This window comes from Paludibacterium yongneupense DSM 18731 (genome assembly GCF_000422925.1).
GTDB lineage: Bacteria > Pseudomonadota > Gammaproteobacteria > Burkholderiales > Chromobacteriaceae > Paludibacterium > Paludibacterium yongneupense.
The window spans coordinates 42,385-62,755 of sequence record NZ_KE383961.1; the positions used below are offsets into that span (position 1 = coordinate 42,385).

21 protein-coding genes are annotated in these 20,371 nt (G+C 61.8%); 7 read left to right on the plus strand and 14 right to left on the minus strand.

Annotation, left to right across the window (positions count from 1 at the left end; all coding sequences use genetic code 11):
- Positions 1-70 precede the first annotated feature (70 nt).
- Positions 71-322, plus strand: coding sequence for a hypothetical protein (locus tag G520_RS0119545; RefSeq protein WP_028537125.1), 252 nt, complete (start codon positions 71-73; stop codon positions 320-322).
- Positions 323-934: 612 nt separating this feature from the next.
- Here the strand turns inward: G520_RS0119545 and G520_RS0119555 are convergent.
- Positions 935-1,963 (minus strand): CDP-6-deoxy-delta-3,4-glucoseen reductase, encoded by a 1,029-nt coding sequence (locus G520_RS0119555; RefSeq protein WP_028537127.1) that lies wholly within the window; start codon positions 1,961-1,963, stop codon positions 935-937.
- A 41-nt stretch (positions 1,964-2,004) separates the two neighbouring features.
- On the opposite strand from G520_RS0119555, the gene G520_RS23560 reads away from it, so the two are divergent.
- Both G520_RS23560 and trmB read left to right on the plus strand, forming a co-directional pair.
- Positions 2,005-2,904, plus strand: a complete 900-nt coding sequence (locus tag G520_RS23560; RefSeq protein WP_248620859.1) for an SDR family oxidoreductase — start codon at positions 2,005-2,007, stop codon at positions 2,902-2,904.
- Positions 2,905-2,938: 34 nt separating this feature from the next.
- Positions 2,939-3,622, plus strand: coding sequence for a tRNA (guanosine(46)-N7)-methyltransferase TrmB (trmB, locus tag G520_RS0119565; protein WP_028537128.1), 684 nt, complete (start codon positions 2,939-2,941; stop codon positions 3,620-3,622).
- Between the two features lie 6 nt (positions 3,623-3,628).
- Here the strand turns inward: trmB and G520_RS0119570 are convergent, their stop codons facing one another.
- Positions 3,629-4,111, minus strand: coding sequence for a glutathione peroxidase (locus G520_RS0119570; protein WP_028537129.1), 483 nt, complete (start codon positions 4,109-4,111; stop codon positions 3,629-3,631).
- A gap of 94 nt (positions 4,112-4,205) precedes the next feature.
- Between G520_RS0119570 and G520_RS0119575 the strand changes: the two genes are divergently transcribed.
- The gene (locus G520_RS0119575; protein ID WP_028537130.1) at positions 4,206-4,685 is read left to right on the plus strand and encodes a DUF1841 family protein; all 480 of its coding nucleotides are present in this window, start codon (positions 4,206-4,208) and stop codon (positions 4,683-4,685) included.
- On the opposite strand, the gene G520_RS0119580 is transcribed toward G520_RS0119575, so the two are convergent.
- Complete coding sequence (locus G520_RS0119580) at positions 4,682-5,632, minus strand: D-2-hydroxyacid dehydrogenase (protein WP_028537131.1); 951 nt, start codon at positions 5,630-5,632, stop codon at positions 4,682-4,684. The two genes, G520_RS0119575 and G520_RS0119580, sit on opposite strands and share 4 nt — an antisense overlap.
- An 8-nt stretch (positions 5,633-5,640) precedes the next feature.
- The gene (locus tag G520_RS0119585) at positions 5,641-6,420 is read right to left on the minus strand and encodes a DUF2189 domain-containing protein (RefSeq protein WP_028537132.1); all 780 of its coding nucleotides are present in this window, start codon (positions 6,418-6,420) and stop codon (positions 5,641-5,643) included.
- 146 nt (positions 6,421-6,566) lie between these two features.
- Here G520_RS0119585 and G520_RS0119590 point away from each other — a divergent pair, with 146 nt between their 5' ends.
- On the plus strand, positions 6,567-6,896 hold the full coding sequence (locus tag G520_RS0119590; protein ID WP_028537133.1) for an FKBP-type peptidyl-prolyl cis-trans isomerase: 330 nt from the start codon (positions 6,567-6,569) through the stop codon (positions 6,894-6,896).
- 33 nt (positions 6,897-6,929) lie between these two features.
- Here G520_RS0119590 and G520_RS0119595 read toward each other — a convergent pair whose 3' ends face one another.
- Positions 6,930-7,541: a DedA family protein gene (locus G520_RS0119595; RefSeq protein WP_028537134.1), complete on the minus strand. Its 612-nt coding sequence runs from the start codon at positions 7,539-7,541 to the stop codon at positions 6,930-6,932.
- Positions 7,542-7,661: 120 nt separating this feature from the next.
- Here G520_RS0119595 and alr point away from each other — a divergent pair, with 120 nt between their 5' ends.
- On the plus strand, positions 7,662-8,735 hold the full coding sequence (gene alr, locus G520_RS0119600; protein ID WP_028537135.1) for an alanine racemase: 1,074 nt from the start codon (positions 7,662-7,664) through the stop codon (positions 8,733-8,735).
- 36 nt (positions 8,736-8,771) lie between these two features.
- On the opposite strand, the gene glmM is transcribed toward alr, so the two are convergent.
- From glmM to G520_RS0119620, 4 genes are all read right to left on the minus strand, one after another.
- Complete coding sequence (gene glmM / locus G520_RS0119605; protein ID WP_028537136.1) at positions 8,772-10,109, minus strand: phosphoglucosamine mutase; 1,338 nt, start codon at positions 10,107-10,109, stop codon at positions 8,772-8,774.
- Positions 10,110-10,146: 37 nt separating this feature from the next.
- Positions 10,147-10,983, minus strand: coding sequence for a dihydropteroate synthase (gene folP, locus G520_RS0119610; RefSeq protein WP_028537137.1), 837 nt, complete (start codon positions 10,981-10,983; stop codon positions 10,147-10,149).
- 70 nt (positions 10,984-11,053) lie between these two features.
- Positions 11,054-12,979: an ATP-dependent zinc metalloprotease FtsH gene (gene ftsH / locus G520_RS0119615; protein ID WP_028537138.1), complete on the minus strand. Its 1,926-nt coding sequence runs from the start codon at positions 12,977-12,979 to the stop codon at positions 11,054-11,056.
- Positions 12,980-13,056: 77 nt separating this feature from the next.
- Positions 13,057-13,674, minus strand: coding sequence for an RlmE family RNA methyltransferase (locus G520_RS0119620; protein WP_028537139.1), 618 nt, complete (start codon positions 13,672-13,674; stop codon positions 13,057-13,059).
- Positions 13,675-13,795: 121 nt separating this feature from the next.
- On the opposite strand from G520_RS0119620, the gene yhbY reads away from it, so the two are divergent.
- Positions 13,796-14,095, plus strand: a complete 300-nt coding sequence (gene yhbY, locus G520_RS0119625; RefSeq protein ID WP_028537140.1) for a ribosome assembly RNA-binding protein YhbY — start codon at positions 13,796-13,798, stop codon at positions 14,093-14,095.
- A 31-nt stretch (positions 14,096-14,126) separates the two neighbouring features.
- Here the strand turns inward: yhbY and G520_RS0119630 are convergent, their stop codons facing one another.
- The 5 genes from G520_RS0119630 to carA all read right to left on the minus strand — a co-directional run bounded on the left by G520_RS0119630 (position 14,127) and on the right by carA (position 20,210).
- A complete protein-coding gene (locus G520_RS0119630) occupies positions 14,127-14,555 on the minus strand; it encodes a DUF4149 domain-containing protein (protein ID WP_028537141.1) in 429 nt (142 codons plus the stop codon).
- 36 nt (positions 14,556-14,591) lie between these two features.
- Positions 14,592-15,068, minus strand: coding sequence for a transcription elongation factor GreA (gene greA / locus G520_RS0119635; RefSeq protein WP_028537142.1), 477 nt, complete (start codon positions 15,066-15,068; stop codon positions 14,592-14,594).
- A 118-nt stretch (positions 15,069-15,186) separates the two neighbouring features.
- On the minus strand, positions 15,187-18,399 hold the full coding sequence (gene carB / locus G520_RS0119640; RefSeq protein ID WP_028537143.1) for a carbamoyl-phosphate synthase large subunit: 3,213 nt from the start codon (positions 18,397-18,399) through the stop codon (positions 15,187-15,189).
- A 30-nt stretch (positions 18,400-18,429) separates the two neighbouring features.
- Positions 18,430-19,068 (minus strand): leucine efflux protein LeuE, encoded by a 639-nt coding sequence (leuE, locus tag G520_RS0119645; protein ID WP_028537144.1) that lies wholly within the window; start codon positions 19,066-19,068, stop codon positions 18,430-18,432.
- Between the two features lie 20 nt (positions 19,069-19,088).
- On the minus strand, positions 19,089-20,210 hold the full coding sequence (carA, locus tag G520_RS0119650) for a glutamine-hydrolyzing carbamoyl-phosphate synthase small subunit (protein ID WP_028537145.1): 1,122 nt from the start codon (positions 20,208-20,210) through the stop codon (positions 19,089-19,091).
- Between the last annotated feature and the right edge of the window lie 161 nt (positions 20,211-20,371).

Below are 20,371 nucleotides of genomic sequence, written 5' to 3' on the forward strand. Positions count from 1 at the left end.
CAACAACTGGCACATCCAGAACCACGCCCGCTAAGCGCGAGCCTCTCACCCAACATAAAGGATACGAATCATGAAAAAACTCACTCTTCTCGCCGCCGCCGCCCTCGGCCTCTCCTCGCTGACCATGGCCGCCGACAACCAGGACCAGTTCGAGAGCAATAACAACTGGCATATCCAGAACCACGTCGTGGTCGGCCAAGCCGTCGATGCGACCGTCAAGACCGCCGCCCCGGCTGCACAGGCGACCGAAAACGTCGGCGCGGGCGGCCAGGATCTGTTCGAACAGAACAGCAACGGGCGTCACCAGAACAACTCGCGCTGAACAACGCAGGCAGTATCGGCAGGTAAACGGCAGTAGAAACTGTGGACAGGATATAGAGATGAAACACCCGAAAGCCATGGTATTGGCCACGACCCTTCTGCTCTGTTGCGGGGTGGCCGTAGCGGCCGAAAACGTGCGCCCAAGCCATGCCTCGTTCCAGTCCCTGGACGACGGGTCGGCGAGAACGCGCAGCGTTCCGCAAGCAGTACGGCAATTTCTGGATAACGGAGACGATGCATCAATGCACCGCGGGGAGCAAAGCCCGCCGGACCGGAAGCGCTAATTCACCCGACACCGGATTTCGATGCGCGCAGGACAAACCAGAAGGTCGCCACAGGCGGCCTTTTTGCCGCCCAGCTCAAAAAAAAGGATACAGTCTAGACTGTATCCTTTAAAACACACACATCTAACACACGCAATACCGGCGTGTCCCCCACTTGTATATCCAGAGGACAGACTACCGGTTATCTCGGTGCGGATGCTGCGTTGCCGGGCCCCCTGCGTGGGTCCGGACGCTCCGTCGAATGTTACCTGTCATAGATACTATCCATAAGCGCACGATCAGTATTGACATGCATCAAATCGGGGCATCGCCGCCGCTGACATCAGCGATCAGGGCTTGGTGCCATCTTTGGACAGGTAGAAGGCATCGGAAAAGAAAGCGTCGCCCGGCAAGGCACGGCCGGTGGTCAACTCGCGATGGGCCGCTTCCACCATCAGCGGCGAACCGCAAGCATAGACCTCGTAAGCGGACAAATCCGCAAAGTCGTCCAGCACGGCCTGGTGCACAAACCCCGTGCGTCCTTGCCACCCGTCGTCCGGCAAGGCATCGGACAGAACAGGGATGAACCGGAAGCCCGGCACGGCTTCGAGCCATGACTCGGCGAGCTCGCGCAAATAAAGGTCGGCCGGACGCCGCGCTCCCCAGTACAAGGTCATCGGTCGCGTCAGGCCGCTATGAATGGCGTGTTCGATGATGCCCTTGATCGGGGCAAAGCCGGTGCCGCTGGCAAGAAAAACAATGGGTTTGACCGAATTTTCCTGCAGATGGAAACTGCCGAGCGGCCCTTTGAAGCGCATGATTTCGCGCTCCTTCATCGTATTGAAGACGTAGTCTGAAAAATGACCGCCCGGCTGGTGGCGAACATGCAGTTCGATAAAGGCATCGTCGTGCGGCGCATTGGCGATGGAAAAGCTGCGCGCCTTGCCATCCTTCATCAGGATATCGATGTATTGCCCGGCCAGGAACTGCAGGCGCTCGGCCACAGGCAGCTTGAGCTTGAGAATGGCCACATCGTGGATACGCTCGATTTTTTCCACCCGACAGGGCAGGGTCTTGATCGGGATATCCCGGCTGCCGCTCATCTCGTTGGCCTCGAGGACAAGATCGCCCCTGGCCTGCGCCCGACACAGCAAGGCATAGCCCTGAGCCTTATCCTGCTCCGTCAGCGCCTTGCTCGAATAACCATCCAACTGGGCAAAATCCCCGGAGACGACTTTGCAGCGACACGCGCCGCAGGCTCCGTTGCGACAACCGTAGGGCATGCCTATCCCCTGGCGCAAGGCGGCGTCGAGAATGGTTTCCTGTGCCCCGGCGCTGAAGGTGTGTCCGCTGGGAAGGACTTTGACCTGGCTCGTCATGTCGATGTTATACCTTGAATGAGATCGCTAAAATGAAGGCCATGATGCCAACACTACTGATTGTCGGCTGCGGCGATGTCGCTCGCCGCGCCCTGCCCGCGCTGAGTCGCCACTGGCGAATCCTAGCGCTGGTGCGCAAGGAGGCCGAGGCTGCCGATCTACGCACCCGCGGCGTGCTCCCGCTGCGTGGCGATCTCGATTGCCGCGCAAGCCTGGTGCGTCTGGCCGGGCTGGCCGACGCGCTGCTCTACACCGCCCCGCCCAACGGCCATGGGGAGCGCGACACCCGCTTGCGGCGTTTATTATCCGCGCTGGCAAAGGCGAAAAGCATACCACAGCGTTTGATCTATATCAGCACATCCGGCGTTTACGGCGATGCGCACGGGCGTCTCATCGACGAATCCTGCATCGCCCGTCCGGCCAGCGCGCGCGCCGTCAGGCGGCTGGACGCGGAGCATAGCCTGCGCGCTTTTGCCATTCGCCATGGCGTGAGCCTGACGATTCTGCGGGCACCGGGAATCTATGCCATCGACCGCCTGCCGCTGGATGCTGTCGCGGCCCGACGCGGTCTCATCGTCGCCGCACAAGACAGTTACAGCAATCACATTCACGCTGACGATCTCGCCCGCTTATGCGTGCACGCACTGCGCAGGCGCGGCGCAATCCGCATCTTCAATGCCTGCGACAACGAGCCGATGGCGGTAGGCGACTGGTACGATTTGCTGGCCGACGCCTGCGGAGTCGAACGCGCTCCGCGCTTTAGCCGCGCCGAACTGCAAGGCCGCGTTTCGGCTCTGCAATGGTCGTTTCTATCGGAATCGCGCCGCTTGGACAATAGCCGGCTACACAGGGAACTGGGGATGCGGCTAGACTGGCCCTCCGTACGCGACTTCATTGCTGCAGAAGGTGGCCGGCTCGCTAAAGCGATCAAGATTCGGTAAAATCGACGGTTTTGACTTTCCGGCGCAAGCACTCATGGAAAACCCGGCATTTCAACGACATATCCGCAGCTTCGTGTTGCGTCAAGGCCACCTGTCGGCGGCGCAAAAACGCGCGATCGACGACGGGATGCCAAGTTGGGGGCTGGAATACAGCCCGGCCTTGCTCGATCTGGAAGCAAGCTTCGGGCGGAACGCGCCCAAAATACTCGAAATCGGTTTCGGGATGGGCGGAGCCAGCGCCGAGATCGCCGAGCAGAACCCGGAACGGGACTATCTGGGCATCGAAGTCCATAGCCCGGGCGTCGGCAATCTGCTGAAGCTGATTTCCGAAAAGGCGCTGTCCAATATGCGGCTGATCCAGCATGACGCGGTCGAAGTCATCGACAACATGCTACCGCTGGCCAGCCTCGATGGCATTCATATCTTTTTCCCGGACCCCTGGCCCAAAAAGCGCCACCACAAGCGCCGCCTGATTCAGCCGGAATTGATCGCGCGCCTGGCCGCCCGCCTCAAGCCCGGCGCCTATCTGCATGCGGCCACCGACTGGGAGGAATACGCCGTACAGATACTCGACGTCTTCAGCCAGGAAACCTTGCTCGCCAACAGCGTCGCAGAAGGCTTCGCCCCACGCCCGGACTACCGCCCGCTGACCAAGTTCGAACAGCGCGGCATCCGCCTCGGACACGGCGTCTGGGACATCATCTTCAAACGCGTCTGACACGCCTCATGCCAGCCGGAGCAAGCGGAGGATATCCTCCACCGCCTCCTCCGGCTGCAGCGCAGGCTCGTAGCGTCGCACGACCCGCCCCTGCTGATCGATGAGAAACTTGGTGAAATTCCACTTTACCGCCTGGGGATAGGGCGTGTCGCTGCGCGTCAGCCACTGCCATAGCGGCGGCGCGGCGGGACCGTTGACATCGACCTTGGCGAACAGGCGAAAACTCACCTCGTAGCGCTCGCGGCAGAAAGCGGCGATTGCTTCGCCATCCCCCGGCTCCTGCGCGCCGAACTGGTTGCAAGGGAAAGCCAGTACATCGAAGCCGGCCGCGCAAAAGCGGCGTTGCAAGGCTTCCAGACCGGCATATTGCGGCGTATAGCCACAGGCGCTGGCGGTATTGACCACCAGGACCACCCTGCCGCGATAGCGGGCCAGATCCTCGGCCAGCCCATCGATGCGCAAGGCGCTGAAATCGTGCAGCGTAAGCATGGAGAGCCTCCGTCGCGTATACTGTTCAGCCAGGCGCGACGGTCTTGCCGCCGGGCCCACCCATTCATTGCAACCTTACCTTTCCACCGTTCTCATGTTCAATCCTAGCCGACAAGATGCCCGCCGTTTCTTCTTTGACACCTGGGCACGGAGACAGCAGACGCTAAGCGGCCTGGAAGCGGTCGCTTTCGGCGTTATCCTGCAACATCCCGAATATCACGCACTGCTCGATCAAGCCGAGCGCTATCTGGAAAGCGACTGGGCGCCGGAAGACGGGCAGACCAATCCCTTTCTGCATCTTAGCCTGCACATGGCCATCGAGGAGCAGCGATCGATAGACCAACCCTTCGGCATCCGTTCCTTGTATGCGCAGTTGGCCCTGCGCCGCGGCGACGAACATGCGGCGCAGCACGAAATCATGGATTGCCTGGGAGAGATGATCTGGCATGCCCAGCGTTACGGCGGCGGCCCGGACGTCAACCGCTATATCGCCTGCATCCGCGGCAAACTGGGCATGGGTGAGGAAGAAACGCCGCGTGCCCAGCCGCACGATGCGCCCGGTGAGGCCGATTAATCGACGCGATTGACGCGGCGCCCGGCCATGAAGCCTTCGATGCCATCGATCAGGATGCGTGCGAGCCGCTGCATCGCCTCGCGGCTGGCCCAGCCGACGTGCGGCGTCACGATCAGATTCGGCAGATGGGCAGCGAGCAGGGGATTGCCCTTGACCGGCGGTTCCTCCGACAGGACATCGAAGCCGGCCCCGCCAAGCCGGCCGTATTTCAATGCCGCAACCAGTGCCGCCTCGTCAACCAGGCCGCCGCGTGCGGTATTGATCAGAATGGCGCCGCCCTTCATGCGCTGCAGTTCGGATTCACCTATCATGCCGCGCGTGGCGTCGTTCAGCGGACAGTGCAGCGAGATCACATCGCACTCGGACAACACGGTCTCGAAGTCGACATAGCCGCTGCGCGTAGCGGGCGCCCCCTTGCGTTCGCCGAAGCTCACCGTCATGCCAAACGCGCGTGCGCGCGCCGCCAGCGCCTGTCCGATGCCGCCATTGCCGATGATGCCCAGCCGGGCCCCGTTCAGGTCGCGGATCGGAGCGCCGAAATGACAGAACTGTGCCGCGTTCTGCCACACCCCTGCCGCCACGTCGCGCTGGTAGGCCGGCAGATTCCGCATCAAGGCCAGCAGCAGCATGAAGGCGTGTTCGGCAACGGTATCGTCGCCATAGTGCGCGACATTGCATACCGCGATGCCGCGTTCGCGGCAGGCCGCAAGATCGATATGGTTAACACCGGTCGCCGCGACGGCGATCAGCTTCAGTTGCGGCAAGTCCTGCAAGGTCGAGCGATCGAGAGCGACTTTGTTGCTCACGACGATTGAGGCATCGCGGCAGCGTGCGACGATTTCGTCGCGTGCCGTGGCCGCGTGATCCTGCCAGCAATGCTCAAAGCCGGGAACGGGAACCGGGACAGGCAAGCTGTCCCGGTCGAGAAAAACGATGCGTGTTGTCATTTGGCCACTCAGTAGTCGTAGGTAATGATGTCCCGATAAGCGTACCAGGTCGCCATCCCGATCAAGGGCATGAACACGAGCAGAGCGACAAAGTAACTGGCCAAGCCTAGCACGGTCAGTACCACGATCACAAAGGCCCACAGCGACATGGTCGCCAGATTTTGGTATACCGCCTGCACGCTGGTCACCATCGCCGTCACGGCATCGACTTCTTTATCGCGCAGCATCGGAAGCGCGATCACGCTGACGGCGAAGACAAGAAACGCGACGACAAAACCGCTGCCGAAATAGGCAAGCAGAAAGGCCCAGTGACTCAAGCTCAGCGCATTTTCGAGCAGCACATCGAGGCTGGGCACGGCATCGGTATCGTAGAACAGGGCAAAGATCAGCAGCGACAGACGGAACCAGCCGAACACGATGACCGTCAGCAAGACTCCGTACAGCGAGAAGCCGGAAAGATTGCTGCGCCAGGCGACCAGGCTTTTCAGCAACTTGACCTTGCCGCGTCCTTCAAACGCTTCCATCTGCCGCGACAGATCGTACAGCCCTGTGGCCAGAAAAGGGCCGCCGAGCAGGAATGTCATCACCAGGGCCAGTACGATTTCCGGATCATCGTTGTAATACAAGGTCAGCGAGAACCCCATCAGCACGAACAGCACCCCATAGAACAAGGCATCGGCGGGAACGCGGCGCAAATCCCGCTCCGCCAGACGGAACCAGCGCCGGATATGCGCCGGCCCCACCCGATGGATATGAACACGCTGGGGCAAGGGATGAACGATGTCCATGGCCGACTCCCGATATTGTGCGGCGCAGAAAAAGAGTCAAGGTACATTCCCGTTATAGCCATTCACTCGCGAATATTCCTTGAATCATCCGTTGCCAGACGCACGCACGCTGTTACAATCGGCACGTTTTCCCGTGGAGATACAACATGAGTTCGGAACTGATTATCGAAGATCTGGAAGTCGGCGCAGGAGCCGAAGCGGTGGCAGGACAGGACGTCACCGTTCACTACACCGGCTGGCTGACCGATGGCACCAAGTTCGACTCCAGCAAGGACCGTTCCCAACCGTTCAGCTTCCCGCTGGGCGCAGGGCACGTGATCAAGGGCTGGGACCAGGGCGTGCAAGGGATGAAAATCGGCGGCAAGCGCAAGCTGACCATTCCGGCGTCTCTCGGCTACGGTGCACGCGGTGCGGGTGGCGTGATTCCGCCCAATGCGACGCTGGTATTCGAAGTGGAGTTGTTGCAGGTCGGCTGATGCCGGAGACGGGCGGGCATACCGCCCGTCGCTTCAATCGCAGCGTGTCTTCTTGCGCCGCAGGCACAGAAACAGCACCATGCTCAGCAGGATGGCGCTGACGGCGAGCAGGCCGGCCTGACCGCGATGCACCCAGGTCATCAACCAGTCGCGGTTTTCCGCGCCGAGAAAGCCAAGGTAGACCCAGACCGGAACCGAAATGGCTGCCGCCATGCCATCGAGCAGCAGAAAGCGCAAAGGCGACACACGTCGGCTCATGCCGGCGCAAATAAAGATGGGGGATCTCAAGCCGGGCAGAAAGCGGGCGACAAACAGTACGCCGTTGCCATAGCGGGTGAATTTTTCCTGTACCGCGCAAAACCGCTGCGGCGTCAGGATGCGTGAGATGGGGCGAATCTGCATGACCTTGTGGCCAAGCAGGCGCCCGAGGGCGAACATGATGCCATCGCCGATCAGAACGCCGGCCATCCCGACGACAAACATCATCTCGACTTCGGTGTAGCCGAGTCCCGCGATGATGCCCCCGGCGACAAGCGTGATGTCTTCAGGAATCGGAACACCGAAACCGCACAACAGTAGCACCACGAATACGGCTTCGTAGCCATACCCGCTGAAAAAATCGATAAGTATTTGAAGAATATCCATTCTTGGCCAGCCCCCGCTGCCCCCGTTCCGGGTTCAGGTCAAAAGTCTTGTCAGACCGTTGTCCATCACCGTCTGTGCAAGACTATAATATACCACACCTCACGCGACCACTTTCCTGACATGACACGGCCCATAAGGGTAGAGATCGATCTATCCGCCATAAAACACAACTATATTCAATCCCGTAAGCAAACACAGAACCGGCGGGCTCTTGCCGTCATCAAAGCCAATGCCTATGGCCACGGCAGCACCGAAGTCGCGACCGCGCTGGCCGATGTTGCCGACGGTTTCGCCCTGTTGAATCTGGAGGACGCCATCGCCCTGCGCGATGCCGGCATCGAGCAGCCGCTGACTCTGCTCGAAGGTCCGTTCGACGAAGCCGAGACCCGGCTCATGGCCGTTCAGAAAATAGCGGGCGCCATCCATGGCGAACACCAGTTGGAATGGCTGCGACGGCTGGATGCCTCGCATCCGTTCGAAGCCTGGCTCAAGGTCAACAGCGGGATGAACCGGCTCGGTTTCGCCCCGGAGCGCGCAGTCGGGATCGCGCATGCGCTGGCCGCACTTCCGGGCGTCAGATTAAGCACGCTGATGACCCACTTCGCCACTGCCGACGACGAACGCGGCGTGGACGAACAATGGGCATGCTTCGAACCGCTGATCGCCCAGTGCGGGCTGAAAGTCAGCGCCGCCAATTCTGCCGCCATCTTCCGCCACCCGCGCACGCACGGCGATACGGTCCGGCCCGGCATCACTCTGTACGGCTGCTCGCCGTTCGAAGGAACGACAGGGACCGATCTCGGCCTGAAGCCGGCGATGACACTGTCGGCCGACGTGATTGCCGTCCAGTCGCTGCGGCCCGGGGACAAGGTCGGCTACGGCTGCCTGTTCCAGGCGAACGAACCCATGCGCATCGGGATCGTCGCCTGTGGTTATGCCGACGGCTACCCGCGTATCGCCATCGACGGCACGCCGGTCGCCGTGGACGGCAGGGCCTCGCGCACCGTCGGCCGTATCTCGATGGACATGCTCGCCGTCGATCTTAGCCATATCCCGCAAGCCGGCATCGGCAGCAGGGTCGAGTTGTGGGGCCCGGCCGTCCCGCTCGAGCATGTGGCCGCCTGCGCCGGCACGCTCAACTACGAATTGATGTGCGCGGTCGCCCTGCGCGTGCCACGGCTTTACCGTCATTGACAGCGGCGGCGCCCCGATGGGCGCCGCCGGACTCTCTCAGGTCGCCGCCCCTTCGATGGCGCCGGCGATGGTTCGCGCCCATCGCTCGGCCAGCGCCGACTCGTCTGCTTCGACCATCACGCGCACGACAGGTTCAGTGCCGCTCGGGCGCAATACCACGCGTCCGCGCCCGACCAGCGCCGCTTCCGCTTCGGCCAGCGCAGCGCTCGAGGCCGCCTTCCAATCCTGCCCCTGCAGGCGAACATTGATCAATGTCTGCGGGAACGGCTGCCAGTCGCGGCAAGCGCTCGCCAGGTCGCAACCGAGATACGTCAGGCAATTGAGCACCTGCAAGGCGGAGATGATGCCATCGCCCGTGCTGTGACAATCCATGCACAGCAAATGTCCAGACGATTCGCCACCGAGTATCCAGTTATTGGCCAGCAACATTTCCAGCACGTAGCGGTCGCCGACCTTGGCGCGGCCGAACGGGATGCCGAGCTTCTCCAGCGCCAGTTCCATCCCGAGATTGGTCATCACGGTGCCGACCACGCCCCCCTTGAATTCGCCGGACTGCGCGCGCGCCTTCGCGATCACGTACAGCAGCGAATCGCCGTCGTAGACCTGTCCTTTGGCATCGACCATGATCAGACGGTCTCCGTCGCCATCGAGCGCGACACCGTAATCGGCCTCATGCTGCAGCACAGCGGCCTGCAAGGTCTTCGGGTGGGTCGCCCCGGTTTTTTCATTGATATTGAAACCGTCGGGCTCACCACCGATCACCACGACCTCGGCGCCGAGTTCATGGAAGACTTTCGGCGCGATATGGTAGGTGGCGCCGTTTGCGCAATCGACGACCAGCTTCAGCCCCTTGAGATTGCGGTCATTGGGGAAGCTGCTCTTGCAAAATTCGATATAGCGCTCGGCAGCGCCTTCGATCCGGCGCGCCCGTCCGAGTTCGCGCGAGGGGCGGGTTTTCATTTCCGAATCGAGCATCGCTTCGATCTCAAGCTCGATCGCGTCATCCAGCTTGCGGCCGCCCTCGGCGAAAAACTTGATGCCGTTATCGTGAAACGGATTATGCGAGGCCGAAATCACGACCCCGGCCGACAGACGCAGGGCGCGGGTCAGATAGGCGATGCCCGGTGTCGGCAGGGGGCCGGTCAACAGCACGTTGACGCCGGCCGCGGTAAAGCCGGCCTGCAGCGCCGCCTCCAGCATATAGCCCGAGATGCGGGTGTCTTTGCCAATCAGTACCGTCGGTCGCTGGTCGCTATCGTGATCAACCAGAACACGGCCAGCCGCATAGCCTAGCCTCATCACAAAATCGGGAGTGATCGGAAACTGGCCGACTTCGCCGCGGACACCGTCGGTGCCAAAGTATTTTCTTGCCATGTTCTTTCCTGTCTTTTCCGTTATCCGGGGCCTGCGCTCAGGCCGATTTCACCGCATTCCACAGCTGCAGCGCCTGCCGCGTCGCCTTGACGTCGTGCACGCGCACTATATGCGCGCCGCGGCGGACAGCTTCCAACGCGGCGGCGACGCTGGCGCCCAGCCGCTCGGACGGCACGTCCTCATCGCACACGGCACCCAGCATCGTCTTGCGCGACAGCCCGACCAGAAGCGGAATGCCGCCGGCCGCCCGCGCGAGCTCGGGCAAGCCGCGCAGCAGTTGCAGATTATGCTCCAGCGTCTTGCCGAAGCCAAAGCCCGGGTCGATCAGCAAGCGCGCGCGCGCGATTCCGCCCTCTTCGCACAGGGCGACGCGACGCGCGAGGTAGGCGCCGACCTCGTCCACCACGTTGCGGTAGTCGGGGCGCAGCTGCATGGTATCCGGGTTGCCCTGCTTGTGCATCAGGCAGATCGCGGCCGTGGAACCGGCCAGCAGGGCCAGCGCCCCCTCGTCTTCCAGGGCCGAGACATCGTTGATGAGATCGACGCCGATGGGCAAGGCCGCCGCCATTACCGCCCGGCGCCGGGTGTCCAGCGACAGGGGCACGCCCAAGTCCTGCAAACGCTCCAGCAGCGGCAGAACGCGCTCCATCTCTTGCTCCGGGCTCACCAGCGGCGCGTTCGGCCGCGTCGACTCGCCACCGATGTCGATGATATCGGCCCCCTCTGCAACCATCTCGCGCGCATGCTGCAGTGCCTGCTCGATACCGGCGTGCCTGCCGCCATCGGAGAAAGAATCGGGGGTCATATTGAGAATACCCATGACCAGAGGGCGGGAGAGGTCGAGCCGGAAACGGCCGCAATGGAGAATCGTCATGGTTGGGGGGATGCAAATGTGAAACGGGGCGGGCGCCAGGCGCCCGCCCCCTCGACGGATGAAGGACGTGTTACACGGTTTCGTCCGGCGCCGCTGACGGCGCGGCATCCTCTGCGGCCGGCGCATCGGCAACGGGTTCGGCCGGTTTCGCCGCCGTGCGGGAACTGCCGAGCACATGCGCCGCGCGCGGCGGCAGACCGGCCATGATGTCGTTGATCTGATCGGCGTCGATCGTTTCGAGTTCGAGCAGGGCCGCCGTCATCGCCTCCACCTTGTCGCGGTTCTCTTCCAGCAGACGCCGCGCGAGACCGTACTGCTCGTCTATGATGCGGCGGATTTCGATATCGACCTGCTGCAGGGTCGCCTCGGACAGATTCTTATGCGTGGTGATGGAACGGCCGAGGAACACTTCGCCCTCGTTGTCGCCGTAGATCATCGGCCCCAGACGATCGGACATGCCATAGCGCGTCACCATGTCGCGGGCCATCTGCGTGGCACGCTCGAAGTCGTTGGAAGCGCCGGTGGTCATCTGCTGCATGAACAGTTCTTCCGCCACGCGTCCGCCAAACAGGATGGCGATGCGGTCAAGCAGGTAGCCGCGATCGTAGGCAAAGCGGTCCTGTTCCGGCAGTTGCATGGTCACGCCGAGTGCACGGCCGCGAGGAATGATGGTGACCTTGTGCACCGGATCGGACTTCGGCAGCATCTTGGCAACCACTGCGTGCCCCGACTCGTGATAGGCGGTATTGCGCTTTTCCTCTTCGCTCATCACCATCGACTTGCGTTCGGCCCCCATCATGATCTTGTCCTTGGCGGACTCGAAATCTTCCATATCGACCAGGCGCTTGGCACGGCGGGCGGCGAACAGCGCGGCTTCGTTGACCAGGTTCGCCAGATCGGCGCCCGAGAAGCCGGGCGTACCGCGGGCGATGATGCCAGCCTCGACGTCGGCGGCGATCGGGACGCGGCGCATATGCACGGACAAGATCTGCTCGCGGCCGCGGATATCGGGAAGCGGCACCACGACCTGCCGGTCGAAGCGGCCCGGGCGTTGCAGCGCGGGGTCTAGCACGTCGGGGCGGTTGGTCGCAGCGATGACGATCACCGTGGTATTGGTGTCGAAACCGTCCATTTCCACCAGAAGCTGGTTGAGCGTCTGTTCGCGCTCGTCGTTGCCGCCGCCGAGACCGGCTCCACGCTGGCGGCCGACCGCGTCGATTTCATCGATGAAGATGATGCAGGGCGAGCTCTTCTTCGCCTGCTCGAACATGTCGCGCACCCGTGCCGCGCCGACGCCGACGAACATCTCGACGAAGTCGGAACCGGAAATGCTGAAGAAGGGCACCTTGGCCTCGCCGGCGATGGCCTTGGCCAGCAAGGTCTTGCCGGTACCCGGACTGCCGCAGAGCAGAATCCCGCGCGGGATGCGACCGCCGAGGCTCTGGTAGCGGCTCGGGTCGCGCAGATAGTCGACGATCTCCTTCACCTCTTCCTTGGCCTCGTCGCAACCGGCGACGTCGGCAAAGGTGACGGTGTTGGTATCCTGGTCGAGCATGCGCGCCTTGCTCTTGCCGAACGAGAAGGCCCCGCCCTTGCCGCCGCCCTGCATCTGACGCATGAAGAACACCCACACGCCGATCAGCAGCAGCATCGGGAACCAGCTGATGAAAATATTCATCAACAGGCTCGGCTCTTCCTCGGGTTTCGCCGAGAAGCGCACATTATTCTTGATCAGGTCATCCACCAGCTGCGGGTCGTACGGCGCGTAGGTGGCGAAAGTCGAGCCGTCGGAGCGCTTGCCCTTCAGCCACTGGCCGCGCAGCGGATGTCCTTCGATCGTCAGGGATTGAACTTTGCCGGTCTCGACGTCGCTGATGAATTGCGAGTACTCGACCGTGTTCTGCGTCTCCTGACGCTTATTGAACTGATTGAACACCGTCATCAGCACAACCCCGATGATGACCCAGATGGCGATGTTTTTCCCGATATTGTTCACTCGAGCGGACTCCTCTGTGCCCTGACTTCTGGTTTCCCGATTACTTGCATGGATTGTAATACCCGCAGGGATTCATGTCAGCGTCGTCCCTTGCCAAGAAGATAAATTTCACTCGAACGGTCACGCGACGCTTTCGGCTTACGCGTGGCCACTTCAGTAAACAGCTCTCTCATCGCTTTGAGATATGACTGAAACTCACTGCCCTGAAAAACCTTGACGAGAAAATTCCCGCCGACTTTCAGGTGTTCGCGCGCAAAATCCAGCGCCAGTTCCGTCAGATGAAAGCTGCGCGCCTGATCAATAGCACTCATTCCGGAGATATTGGGTGCCATATCGGAAATTACAAGATCCAGTTCGCGCCCGCCGAGCAGTTCGACGAATCGGTCAAGCACCTCCTGCTCGCGAAAATCGCCTTCGATGAAGTCTACACCGGGTACGGGATCCATCGGAAGAATGTCAATGGCGTAGACGCGGCCATTGGAACCGACCAGGCGCGAGGCGACCTGCGACCAGCTGCCCGGGGTGCTGCCTAGATCCGCCAGAATCGTGCCCTGGCGTATCAGTTTGTCTTTATCGTTGATTTCCAGCAATTTATACGCGGCGCGGGCGCGATAGCCGTCCTTTTTCGCCATCTGCACCCAGTGATCGTTGACATGTTCCTGGAGCCAGGCGTTGCTGGATTTAGTGCGCTTCATAGTGATCCCGTGCGGTCGGCGCTGCCCTTGTCAGCATGAAGAGCGCCGGCCGGAATGGCAACCTTTGGGTAAAAGGCTAAAGTTTAGTAGAATCTGTTTTTACTCAGGAATCCGCAATCCCATGAAAATCGAACTCACTCCGGCCGAACGCCAGTATTTGAAGGGTCTCGCCCACGGACTCAAACCGGTCGTCATGATCGGCAACAACGGTCTGAGCGAATCGGTCGTACGCGAAATCGCGATCAGCCTGGACGCTCACGAACTGATCAAGGTCCGGGTGCAGGGCGACGATCGTGCCGTTCGCATCGCCCTGTACGAGCGTATCTGCGACGAACTCGGTGCCGCACCGGTACAGCATATCGGAAAACTGCTGGTACTGTGGCGTCCTTCGGACAAGCAGCGCGTCGTACTGCCCAAGTAAGCGCCGGGCGCGGGCTTTTCCGCCCGCCGCCTCACTCCTTGCGCAGGATGTAGGCCAGCCCGAGCAGGCTTTGCAGCAGGTAGATCAGGCTGGACAGCGTGTGCCAGGTCGCGAAACCGCCTCCGAACAGCCCTTCCGCGGCCTGGTTCATGTGCAGCTTGAGGTTGGCGATGATGGGGCTGACGGCAAAATGATTGATGATGGTGCAGGCCAGCATGGCGACCAGCAACCAGAAGCCGCCCCCCTTCATGCCGCGCACGCCGTCGCGCCACACGCAGGACACCAGCAAGATCACCCCGCAGACCAGACCGACCCAGGCGATCGCCTGAAACAGCCTGCCGGCGACCATGCCGGCGGAAACATGGTCGAGCGCGGAAAACAGGATAGGCGTCACCACGATCCCGATCACCCACAGGCCGCCTATCCACAACGTCCTGGCTACCGCACATAAATTTTCCATCGAGCGTCTCCGGCATGGAACGGGCCTGCGGCCCGCTCAGAGGTAATGGACGTCCAGGACTTCGAATTCGCGGATGCCGCCGGGGGCGAGCACTTCCGCCACATCGCCGGATGACTTGCCGATCAGCGCGCGCGCCACCGGCGAATTGACCGACACCCGCCCTTCCTTGATATTGGCTTCGTCGTCGCCGACGATCTGGTAGGTGACTTCGTCTTCCGTCTCCAGATCCATCAACTCGACCGTAGCGCCGAATACGACACGTCCGTCGGCATCCAGCTCGGCCGGATTGATGATCTGCGCGTTGGACAGCTTGCTTTCCAGATCGGCGATACGACCCTCGACGAACCCTTGCCGCTCCTTGGCGGCATCGTACTCGGCATTTTCGGACAGATCGCCGTGCGAACGGGCTTCGGCGATGGCCTCGATCACCGAAGGGCGCTCAACGCTCTTGAGGCGTTGCAGTTCTTCCCTCAGAAGCTCTGCGCCACGTACGGTCAACGGGACTTTGATCATTCGATATTCTCCACTGGCGGTAGGCCCGCCCTCATCAAAAACACAAGCCGCCGTACGGGACGGCGGCTTGGCTGTTGCTTGGCTCAATGACTGATTGTAACGGCAAATCCGCCCGTGTTCAAAGGGAAGGCAACGTCGCGTGCAGCTCTTGCAGACTGTACACATCGAATGCATCCCGATGCTGCATCCCCATGCACACCGCCTTGGCCCCGGCCAGAGTGGTGTATTGCGGGATGCGCGCCTGCAGCGCGCTACGCCGGATCGAGTGGCTGTCCTGCACCGCCTGGCGCTTCTCGTCGACGGTATTGACCACCAGCGCGATCTCGCCGTTCTTGATCATGTCGACGATGTGCGGACGTCCCTCCGCCACCTTGTTCACGCGCTGCACGACGATCCCGGCCTCAGCCAGATCGCGCGCCGTACCGCGCGTGGCACACAGACCGAAGCCGAGCTGCTGCAATTCGCGCGCCACGTCGATGGCTCCCTCCTTGTCGCTGTCACGCACCGACAGGAAGACCTTGCCGATCTTGGGCATCCGGTCGCCCGCCGCCAGCTGGCTCTTGACATAGGCTTCGCCGAAGCTTCGACCCACTCCCATCACTTCGCCGGTCGACTTCATCTCCGGGCCCAGGATCGTGTCGACGCCCGGGAATTTGATGAAGGGGAATACGGCTTCCTTGACCGAGAAATACGGCGGCACCACTTCCTTGCGATACCCCTGCTCGGCGAGCGAGATGCCGGCCATGGCCCGCGCCGCGATGCTGGCGAGCGAGGAGCCGGTTGCCTTCGACACGAAGGGCACGGTACGACTCGCGCGCGGATTCACCTCCAGCACGTAGATCACATCGCGCTGCACCGCGAACTGGACGTTCATCAGGCCGATCACCTTCAGCGCACGCGCCATGGCGATGGTCTGACGCCGTATCTCGTCCTGGATATCGGCGGCCAGGCTGTACGGCGGCAATGAGCAGGCAGAGTCGCCGGAATGCACGCCGGCCTGTTCGATATGCTGCATGATGCCGCCGATGATGACTTCGCTGCCATCCGATACGCAATCGACATCGACTTCGATCGCATCGTTGAGGAAGCGGTCCAGCAGGACCGGACTATCGTTGGAAACCTTGACCGCTTCACGCATATAGCGCTCGAGATCGGAAGGCTCATGCACGATTTCCATCGCACGTCCGCCCAGCACATACGACGGGCGCACCACCAGCGGATAACCGATCTCGCCAGCCAGAGTCATCGCCTCGCCCGGCGTGCGCGCGGTGCGGTTGGGCGGCTGGCGCAGGCCCAGGTCGTGCAGGACTTTCTGGAAGCGCTCGCGATCCTCGGCCGCATCGATCATGTCCGGGCTGGTGCCGATGATGGGCACACCGTTGGCCTCGAGCGCGCGCGCCAGCTTGAGGGGGGTCTGCCCGCCATACTGGACGATCACGCCGAACGGCTGTTCGACGTGTACGATTTCCAGCACGTCCTCTAGCGTCAACGGCTCGAAGTACAGGCGGTCGGAGGTATCGTAGTCGGTGGATACCGTCTCGGGGTTGCAGTTGACCATGATCGTCTCGAAACCCGACTCGCGCAGACTCAGCGCGGCATGGACGCAGCAATAGTCGAACTCGATGCCCTGCCCGATGCGGTTCGGTCCGCCGCCGAGCACCATGACCTTCTTGCGCGAGGTCGGCATGGCCTCGCACTCTTCGTCGTAGCTGGAATACAGATAGGCGGTCGAGGTGGCAAATTCGGCGGCGCAGGTGTCGACGCGCTTGTAGACAGGACGCACGTTCAACGCCCAGCGCCGCGCGCGCACCGCGGCCTGGTCGACCCCCATGAGCATGCCCAGGCGACGGTCGGAAAAACCCTTGCGCTTGAGCGCGAACATCTCGTCGCGCGAGAGCCCGTCCGGAGTGCGGCCGGCCAGTCGCGCCTCGTCCTGCAGCAGGTCTTCGATCTGGGCGAGGAACCAGGGGTCGATGCTGGAAATCTCGAAAATCTCCTGCAGCGACATACCGCTGCGGAAGGCATCCGCCACATACAGGATGCGCTGCGGCCCGGGGGTACCCAATTCGTGGCGGACCGTCCCGGCATCTCCATTCTGCGGATCCAGCCCGGACAGGCCGGTTTCCAGGCCGCGCAGCGCTTTCTGCAGCGACTCTTGCAGATTGCGGCCGATCGCCATCACTTCGCCGACCGACTTCATCTGCGTCGTCAACCGATCGTCGGCCTGCGGGAATTTCTCGAATGCGAAACGCGGAATCTTGGTAACGACGTAATCGATGGAAGGCTCGAACGAGGACGGCACCAGCCCGCCGGTGATTTCGTTGCGCAGTTCATCCAGCGTGTAGCCGACAGCCAGCTTGGCCGCCACCTTGGCGATGGGGAAGCCGGTTGCCTTGGAAGCCAGCGCCGACGAACGCGACACGCGCGGGTTCATCTCGATGACGATCATTTCGCCGTTCTCGGGGTTAACCGCGAACTGGACATTGGAACCGCCGGTATCGACGCCGATCTCGCGCAAGACCGCGATAGAGGCGTTGCGCATCAGCTGGTATTCCTTGTCGGTCAAGGTCTGCGCAGGCGCCATGGTGATCGAGTCGCCGGTATGCACCCCCATCGGATCGAAGTTCTCGATCGAACAGATGATGATGCAGTTGTCGTTGCGGTCGCGCACGACTTCCATCTCGAACTCTTTCCAGCCAAGCACCGATTGTTCGATCAGCAGCTCGTGCGTGGGAGAGGCTTCGAAACCGCGTTCGCAGATGGCGACGAATTCTTCGCGATTGTAGGCGATGCCGCCCCCCGAACCGCCCATGGTGAAGCTGGGACGAATCAGGGTCGGATACGCCACCTCCAACTGCGCCGACAGCGCTTCTTCCATGCTGTGCGCGATAAAGGATTTAGGGCAGTTCAAGCCGATCTTGGCCATGGCTTCTTTGAAGCGGCCGCGGTCTTCCGCCTTGTCGATGGCATCTTCACTGGCGCCGATCAGCTCTACGCCGTACTGCTCGAGCACGCCATGACGCGCGAGATCGAGCGCGCAATTCAGCGCAGTCTGCCCGCCCATCGTCGGCAGGATCGCATCCGGGCGTTCCTTGGCGATGATTTTTTCCAGCACCTGCCAGTTGATGGGCTCGATATAGGTTACATCGGCCATGTCCGGGTCGGTCATGATGGTCGCCGGATTGGAATTGACCAGCACGACCTTATAGCCTTCTTCGCGCAGGGCCTTGCAAGCCTGTGCGCCGGAGTAATCGAATTCGCACGCCTGGCCGATCACGATGGGACCGGCGCCGATAATCAGGATACTTTGTATGTCAGTACGTTTTGGCATCGTTCTGCCTCGATAATGTTCGCAATGATTTCATTTCAGACTGGCCAGCGCGAGTCTGGCTCCGAAGCCGAGAAACAGGGTGCCCACGCCGCCGCTCATCGCCGCCGCCAGCCGGCGCCGGCGCCTGAACGCGCTGGCGAGACGGTGGCCGCACAGAATCAGCAGGCTCAGGTACAGGGCGCTGAAAAACTGCAGGATCAGCCCCAGAGCGAGAAAAGTCACTCCGGGATGCGCATACGCCGGGTCGACGAACTGCACGAAAAACGACACGCAAAACAGAATCGCTTTCGGGTTCATCAAGCTGATCGAGAGTGCCCGCAGATATGGGCGGTCGCCGTTGCTGTCCGCCACCGCTTCCTCCGCACCATGCCTCCAGCGCCGCCAGGCCCCTTTGAGCATCGCAACGCCAAGCCAGGCCAGATAACCGCCCCCGGCGTACTTGATCACCGCAAACAGTGGCGGATACGACTTCAGCAGCGATGCCGCGCCGACAGCGGTCAGCGTCAGCAACACGAAGTCGCCGCTGAACACGCCGCAGGCGCCGGCAAATCCCTGGCGCACGCCACGCCGGGCCGCGACCGACAGCACGTACAGCGAATTCGGTCCCGGCAGCAGCACCACGATGATCACGCCCAACAGATAGGTCGGCAGATCGCTTATGCCCAACATGGCAGACTCCCCGTCAATGCCTACACCGCCATCGAGGCGATGAAGCGATCGAACAGATAGGCGACATCGTGCGGCCCCGGACTCGCCTCCGGGTGCCCCTGGAAGCTGAAGGCCGGACGGTCGGTCAAGGCAATGCCCTGTACCGTGCCATCGAACAGGCTGCGATGCGTCACGCGCGCCGTCGCGGGCAGGCTCGTCTCGTCCACCTGGAAGCCGTGGTTCTGGCTGGTGATCATCACCCGGCCGCTGTCCAGATCCTGCACCGGGTGATTCGCGCCGTGATGGCCGAATTTCATCTTGCTGGTCTTGCCGCCGGCGGCCAGACCGAGCAATTGATGACCGAGGCAAATGCCGAACAGGGGCACACGCGCCGCCAGCAGATCGCGGATTGCGGCAATGGCATAGTCGCACGGTTCCGGATCGCCAGGACCATTGGACAGGAATACGCCGTCGGGTTTGAGAGCAAGCACGTCGGCGGCCGGCGTGGTGGCGGGCACCACGGTCAGGCGGCAGCCGCGTTCGGCCAGCATGCGCAGGATATTGCGCTTGACGCCGAAATCGTAGGCAACGACATGAAAACGGGTCTCGACCTGGGTCCGGTACCCCTCGCCCAGTTTCCACTCGCGCTCGGTCCACGGGTAGGCGCTTTCGCAGCTCACCACGCGCGCGAGATCCTGCCCCGCCATCGAACCGAAACCGCGCGCCAGCTCCAGCGCACGGGACTCGTCGATGTCGCCGGCCATGATGCAACCGGCCTGGGCGCCTTTCTCGCGCAGCAGGCGGGTCAGCTTGCGGGTGTCGATGCCGGCGATGGCAACGACCTTGTTGGCGAGCAGGTACTCGGGCAGGGACTGTTCGGCGCGGAAATTGCTGTGCAGGACGGGCAGATCGCGAATCACCAGGCCAGATGCGAAAACGGCGCCGGATTCGGTATCTTCCGAATTCGCGCCGACGTTACCGATATGGGGATAGGTCAGGGTTACGATCTGACGGGTATAGGAGGGATCGGTCACTATTTCCTGATAGCCGGTCATGGCGGTATTGAATACCACCTCACCGACCGTATGGCCGCTGGCTCCAATGGAGAGCCCCCTGAAAAGGGTCCCGTCGGCCAAGACTAGAATCGCTGCTTCGGATGACACTGGCTTTGACTCCTGTTTACTTATTTTTGCTGGCGTAGATGCGAATAACGGGGCCTGCGCTTTCGCGCACGCCCCGTTTGGTTAAACCTTCGCATGATAACCCGTTTGTCGGATTACGGCAATAGTCGCACCCGATGACTTACACAAATGCGACATATGCA

Bases quoted from the DNA above. Each gene is read 5' to 3' on its own strand.
- G520_RS0119545 (WP_028537125.1), top strand. From the start codon at position 71: ATGAAAAAACTCACTCTTCTCGCCGCCGCCGCCCTCGGCCTCTCCTCG.
- G520_RS0119555 (WP_028537127.1), bottom strand. From the start codon at position 1,963: ATGACGAGCCAGGTCAAAGTCCTTCCCAGCGGACACACCTTCAGCGCC.
- G520_RS23560 (WP_248620859.1), top strand. From the start codon at position 2,005: ATGATGCCAACACTACTGATTGTCGGCTGCGGCGATGTCGCTCGCCGC.
- trmB (WP_028537128.1), top strand. From the start codon at position 2,939: ATGGAAAACCCGGCATTTCAACGACATATCCGCAGCTTCGTGTTGCGT.
- G520_RS0119570 (WP_028537129.1), bottom strand. From the start codon at position 4,111: ATGCTTACGCTGCACGATTTCAGCGCCTTGCGCATCGATGGGCTGGCC.
- G520_RS0119575 (WP_028537130.1), top strand. From the start codon at position 4,206: ATGTTCAATCCTAGCCGACAAGATGCCCGCCGTTTCTTCTTTGACACC.
- G520_RS0119580 (WP_028537131.1), bottom strand. From the start codon at position 5,632: ATGACAACACGCATCGTTTTTCTCGACCGGGACAGCTTGCCTGTCCCG.
- G520_RS0119585 (WP_028537132.1), bottom strand. From the start codon at position 6,420: ATGGACATCGTTCATCCCTTGCCCCAGCGTGTTCATATCCATCGGGTG.
- G520_RS0119590 (WP_028537133.1), top strand. From the start codon at position 6,567: ATGAGTTCGGAACTGATTATCGAAGATCTGGAAGTCGGCGCAGGAGCC.
- G520_RS0119595 (WP_028537134.1), bottom strand. From the start codon at position 7,541: ATGGATATTCTTCAAATACTTATCGATTTTTTCAGCGGGTATGGCTAC.
- alr (WP_028537135.1), top strand. From the start codon at position 7,662: ATGACACGGCCCATAAGGGTAGAGATCGATCTATCCGCCATAAAACAC.
- glmM (WP_028537136.1), bottom strand. From the start codon at position 10,109: ATGGCAAGAAAATACTTTGGCACCGACGGTGTCCGCGGCGAAGTCGGC.
- folP (WP_028537137.1), bottom strand. From the start codon at position 10,983: ATGACGATTCTCCATTGCGGCCGTTTCCGGCTCGACCTCTCCCGCCCT.
- G520_RS0119620 (WP_028537139.1), bottom strand. From the start codon at position 13,674: ATGAAGCGCACTAAATCCAGCAACGCCTGGCTCCAGGAACATGTCAAC.
- yhbY (WP_028537140.1), top strand. From the start codon at position 13,796: ATGAAAATCGAACTCACTCCGGCCGAACGCCAGTATTTGAAGGGTCTC.
- G520_RS0119630 (WP_028537141.1), bottom strand. From the start codon at position 14,555: ATGGAAAATTTATGTGCGGTAGCCAGGACGTTGTGGATAGGCGGCCTG.
- greA (WP_028537142.1), bottom strand. From the start codon at position 15,068: ATGATCAAAGTCCCGTTGACCGTACGTGGCGCAGAGCTTCTGAGGGAA.
- carB (WP_028537143.1), bottom strand. From the start codon at position 18,399: ATGCCAAAACGTACTGACATACAAAGTATCCTGATTATCGGCGCCGGT.
- leuE (WP_028537144.1), bottom strand. From the start codon at position 19,068: ATGTTGGGCATAAGCGATCTGCCGACCTATCTGTTGGGCGTGATCATC.